The following is a 4,964-nucleotide window of genomic DNA, read 5'->3' on the forward strand; positions in this document are numbered from 1 at the left end:
CACCCGGGCGGCCAGCTCGGCGCCAATTTGACGCAGATCCGCGAGATCATGCATGTCGGCGACAGGCTGCCGCTGGTGGTTGCGGGCACCGGCATGCAGGACGCGATCCTGGAACTGTCGCGCAAAGGGTTTGGCTGCGTCGCGATCACCGATGTCGACGGTGCGCTGGTCGGCATCATCACCGATGGCGACATCCGCCGTCACATCGGCAGCAATCTGCTGGCGATGACGGTGGATCAGGTGATGACAAGAGGTCCGAAGACCGCGACGCCGGACACGCTGGTGGCAACGGCGCTGCAGACGATCAACAATTCAGCCATCACCAGCCTGATGGTGGTGGAGGGCCGGAAACCAGTCGGCCTCATCCACCTGCATGATCTGCTGCGTATCGGCGCCGCCTGAACGTTCAGACCGCCTCGACGGTCAGTTCCAGATCCGTATCGGCCGCACCCGTCACGCGCACTTGCGTGCCGGCCGGCAGGTCAGGGCCGGAGACACGCCACAGTGTGTCGCCCAGCTTGATGCGGCCGCGCCCGTCACGGATCGGTTCGGCAAGTGTCGCCATCCTGCCGACCATCTGCGCGCCGCGCCGGTTGAGCAGCGGCTGATCGGTCGGGTCGTTGCGGCTGCCGACCAGCTTCTTGCCGACATAGGCCGAGACCAGCGACAGCGCCAGGAAGGCGAGGACCTGGACCTGCCATGTCCAGAAGCCGGTGTCCCAGATCAGCAGCGACACAGCGCCGATGATCAGCGCGGCGATGCCGATCCACAGCATGAAGATACCCGGCGCGATGATTTCCATCACCAGCAGGACGAAACCGAGAACCATCCAGTTCCACGGGCCGAGTTCGGAAACGATGCGGTCGATCATTGGTTTCGACCTCAGTTGTCGGTTGGGCGAACGACCGGCGGGCGCGCGGCCTGCCTCTGCGAGCCGGTCGTGCCCTCGCTGCGGAAGACTTCCTTGGCGATCTCGCCAATGCCGCCGAGCGAACCGATCAGCGACGATGCCTCGAAGGGCATCAGCACGATCTTGCTGTTGGTCGCAGTGCCGATCTTGCCCAACGCTTCGGTGTATTTCTGGGCAACGAAGTAGTTCAGCGCCTGCACATCGCCTTTGGAGATCGCTTCCGACACAACCTGGGTGGCGCGGGCCTCCGCCTCGGCCGAACGTTCGCGCGCCTCGGCATCGCGGAAGGCGGCTTCCTTGCGGCCTTCGGCCTCGAGGATCTGCGACTGCTTGAGGCCTTCGGCGGCAAGGATCTGGGCGCGCTTGTTGCGTTCCGCGGTCATCTGCCGGCCCATCGATTCGATAAGGTTGGCCGGCGGGTTGATGTCCTTGATTTCGACGCGGGTGATCTTGATGCCCCACGGGTGGGCCGCTTCGTCGACGACGCGCAGCAGGCGCTCGTTGATGGCGTCGCGGTTCGACAGGAGTTCATCGAGATCCATCGAACCCATGACGGTACGGATGTTGGTCATCGTCAAATTGAGGATGGCGTTCTGCAGGCCGGAAACCTGGTAGGCGGCCTGAGCGGCGTTGAGGATCTGGAAAAAGGCGATGCCGTCGACACCGACAATGGCGTTGTCGCGGGTGATGATTTCCTGGCTTGGAACGTCGAGCACCTGCTCCATCATGTTCATCTTGGCGCCGATGCGGTCGATGAACGGGTAAATGAAATTGAGACCCGGGCTCAGTGTCTTGGTGTAACGGCCAAAGCGCTCCACCGTATAGTTGTAGCCTTGCGGGATTGTCCTGATGCCTTTGATCAGCAGCACCAATACCAGAAGGGCAAGTGCACCAACCGCAATATCGAAACCACTGAAATCCATTTGGCTCTCCCTCAGACGAAGGCCGCACAAGCCATTCTCGCGCGGCCGACTTCACCAAAGACTTAAGTGTGTTTCAGATGCGTTACAATCAGGTGATGACGGATTGTTTGCGGGTGCGATCAGCGGTTGAAGGCAAACAATCTTGCATCCGTGTCCTCCAGCCCGTTGATCGAAGCCGGGACAATCTCGGAAGCGATCTGCGAGAAGGTGATGCCGTTGCCGCCGTAGCCCATCACTGCATAGATGCGCGGGTGGCGGGGAATGGCGCCGATATAGGGCAGGCCGGTGGTTGTGGTGCCGAACGAACCGGTCCAGGCAAAATCGGGCCTGGTGTCGAGATGCGGAAATACCAGGCCGAGCTCCTCGGCGATGCGTGTGCTCTTGTCGGCGATCAGCTCGTCGCGCCGCGCTTCGTCGACAAAATCCTCGTCCTCGCCGCCGCAAATGACCCGGCCGTCGATCGTCGTGCGCATATACAGATACGGCTCCGACGCTTCCCAGATGAACGCTGCGTCCGGCCAGAGCTTTCGCGGTTGCGGGCATGTTGCGATCGCCCATGTCGAGATGATCCGGTGGGCCGCGGCCGGCACGATCTCCACAAGTTCGTAGCCGGTGGCCAGAACAACATGTCGCGCGGTTATGGTCGGGCCATCCCTGGTCGCGACGACAACAGCTTCGGCGCTATCCTCGATCACTGTCGCGTCGACGGGGGCGTAGAAGCGAGCCTTGCGCTGAAGGGATTTCAGCAGCAGCCCAGCCGTCAGCTTACGCGGGTCGAGCGCGATGTTGCCGTGGCTGAGAATGGCGCCTTCGCGGTCGATGCCGAATGTCTCCGCCAGCGGCGCCGGCGTCAGATAGGTCGCGGCGATGCCGGCTAGCCGCCGTGCCTTGGCCTCGTCGCGCAGTTCCGACGGACCAAGTATCGTGCCAGACAGATAGAGCGACGGCGCCCGGCTCAGGCCACAGTTGATGCCGAGTTCGGCGATGCGTCCGGCGAGATTGGAGACGGCGAGCCGCGAGCGCCGCCAGGCCTGCTGCGCCGAGGCTCTGCCGACCATCTTCGAGAGCGTGGAGAGAGGCTGGTCTATTTCGAATGCCACCAGTGCGGTGGTTGCGGCCGTCGAGCCCTTCAGCGGACCGCGCCGGTCGATACAGATCACCCGATGGCCATCGGCCGTCAGCGCCTCGGCCATCATGGCGCCGCTGATGCCCATGCCGACGACCAGCACATCTGCCTTGACGTCCCGGACCAGGCCGTCCGTCGGCACCGCAGGCGCGCGATAGGCTGACCAGACGGGCTGGCCAGTTCTGAGGTCGAGTTTGCGGGACATCGCATTCTCCGGCGGCGCGCCTTAACGCCCCGGAGCTTGTGTTGTTCCGGAGTTAGAGCGGCGAGCTGCTCTAACTCCCGTTGACGAAATTCCCAAGGGAAAGCGCTATTCGCTTTTCCCGGGAAAACCGTTTCACACTTTTCCTGGAATTTCTCCTAGACCCAGCCAGACAGTTCGCGCCGCACCATCGCCTCGATCACCGCCATCCCCTCCGCGCTGTCGTTGAGGCAAGGGATATGGGCGAAATTCTTGCCGCCGGCATGGTGGAAGGTTTCGGCCGCCTCGCGGCCGATCTCATCCAGCGTCTCGATGCAGTCGACGGAAAAGCCGGGATTGACGACGGCGATCGACTTGACGCCGTCCTGTGCGAGTTTCTCCACCGTCTTGTCGGTATAGGGTTGCAGCCATTCCTGCGCGCCGAAGCGCGACTGGAAGGTGATGATCAGTTTCCTGTCATCCCAGCCGAGCCGTTCGCGCAACAGCCGCGTCGTCTTCTGGCAGTGGCAATGATAGGGATCGCCCTTCTCGAAATAGGGTTTTGGAATGCCGTGATAGGAGGTGATGACCACCTCCGGCTCGAAATCCAGCGTCGCCAGATGCCGTTCGATCGAACGCGCCAGCGCCTCGATATAGACCGGCTCGTCATAGTAGGGCGGCACGCTGCGGACGGCCGGCGCGCGGCGCATCTTCATCAGCGCGCGAAACAGCTGGTCGTTGGCTGTTGCCGTGGTCGTCGCCGAATATTGCGGATAGAGCGGAAACGAAAGAATGCGGTCGCAGCCCTGGTCGGCCAGACGCTGGGCAATGCTGGCGGTCGAAGGATTGCCATAGCGCATCGCCCAGTCGACGACGACATCAGGCAGGTCGCGCAGCGCTTCGGCCAGCTTTTCGGCCTGGGCACGGGTGTAGGTGCGCAGCGGCGACTCGTTCTTTTCCCGGTTCCAGATCCGGGCGTAATTGGCGCCCGACTTCTTGGGGCGCGTGGTGAGCACAAGTCCATAGAGGATCGGATACCAGATCGCCCTGTTGAGCTCGATGACGCGCGGATCGGACAGGAATTCACGCAGATACCGCCACATCGGCTTGAAATCGGTGCCATCGGGCGTGCCCAGATTGACCAGCATGACGCCGATCTTGCCCGCCTTGACCGGCGGATGCCCAGCGGGCAACGGGCCGAGCGCTTTTGCGACCTTGGGATCGGCAGGGGTGGGAAGCGTCATAAGGGTTCTCCGGGAGACGCGAACCTAACCATCTTGCGCGCGCATTCAATGCAGCGTCTGGCCGCACCTTAAAGCGGATTGTCCGAATGGATTCAGACGACCCGCTTTAACTCTTTGTTTTATGCATGTCGTTTTCCCAAAACCGAGGTCACTTTTGGGCGACATGCATTAGCCCGAAAACAGGACGCCCGTCCGGTTTTCGGACGGGCGGTGTCATTCAGGCATATAAGCGAGCTATTTCGGCGGGATGGTCAGGGTTGCGCCGACAGGAAGCCGGCGGGGTTCGTAGCCCTTGTTGGCGCCCGAAATGACCTTCCACCTGGCGCCGTCGCCATAGGCTTTCTTGGCCAGATCCCAATAGGTGTCGCCGGCAACGATGACATGGCTGGCTTCCGCTGGCGCGGCCTCAGCAGGCTTTGCCGGCTCGGCCGGTGCCGGCGCGGCTGGTGGCGCTGGCGGGGGAGGTGCTCCTTCCGTCGATATGGCCGGTGGTGTGTTGGCGATATCGCCCGAGTTGGCCGGCAATTCAGGCATTGCCGGTGCCGCTTCGGCAGGCTTGGCGGCTTCAGCCGGTGCGGGC

At 62.6% G+C, this 4,964-nt stretch carries 6 protein-coding genes; 1 reads left to right on the top strand and 5 read right to left on the bottom strand.

Annotated elements, in window-relative coordinates; all coding sequences use genetic code 11:
- A partial coding sequence (locus EN994_RS17615; RefSeq protein ID WP_127307682.1) for a CBS domain-containing protein occupies positions 1-402 on the top strand: 402 nt, incomplete at its 5' end.
- A 4-nt stretch (positions 403-406) separates the two neighbouring features.
- On the opposite strand, the gene EN994_RS17620 is transcribed toward EN994_RS17615, so the two are convergent.
- The 5 genes from EN994_RS17620 to EN994_RS17640 all read right to left on the bottom strand — a co-directional run.
- A complete protein-coding gene (locus EN994_RS17620) occupies positions 407-871 on the bottom strand; it encodes an NfeD family protein (protein ID WP_013529725.1) in 465 nt (154 codons plus the stop codon).
- Between the two features lie 11 nt (positions 872-882).
- Positions 883-1,833 carry an SPFH domain-containing protein gene (locus tag EN994_RS17625; RefSeq protein WP_013529726.1) on the bottom strand — a complete coding sequence of 317 codons (951 nt, stop codon included), beginning with the start codon at positions 1,831-1,833 and terminating at the stop codon, positions 883-885.
- A gap of 119 nt (positions 1,834-1,952) precedes the next feature.
- Positions 1,953-3,164, bottom strand: coding sequence for an FAD-binding oxidoreductase (locus tag EN994_RS17630; RefSeq protein WP_063168947.1), 1,212 nt, complete (start codon positions 3,162-3,164; stop codon positions 1,953-1,955).
- A gap of 155 nt (positions 3,165-3,319) precedes the next feature.
- The gene (gene hemH, locus EN994_RS17635; protein WP_013529728.1) at positions 3,320-4,384 is read right to left on the bottom strand and encodes a ferrochelatase; all 1,065 of its coding nucleotides are present in this window, start codon (positions 4,382-4,384) and stop codon (positions 3,320-3,322) included.
- Between the two features lie 234 nt (positions 4,385-4,618).
- Positions 4,619-4,964 (bottom strand): LysM peptidoglycan-binding domain-containing protein (locus EN994_RS17640; RefSeq protein ID WP_127307683.1); only part of this gene is annotated, 346 nt, incomplete at its 5' end.

Source organism: Mesorhizobium sp. M7A.F.Ca.CA.002.09.1.1 (assembly GCF_003998555.1).
GTDB lineage: Bacteria > Pseudomonadota > Alphaproteobacteria > Rhizobiales > Rhizobiaceae > Mesorhizobium > Mesorhizobium ciceri.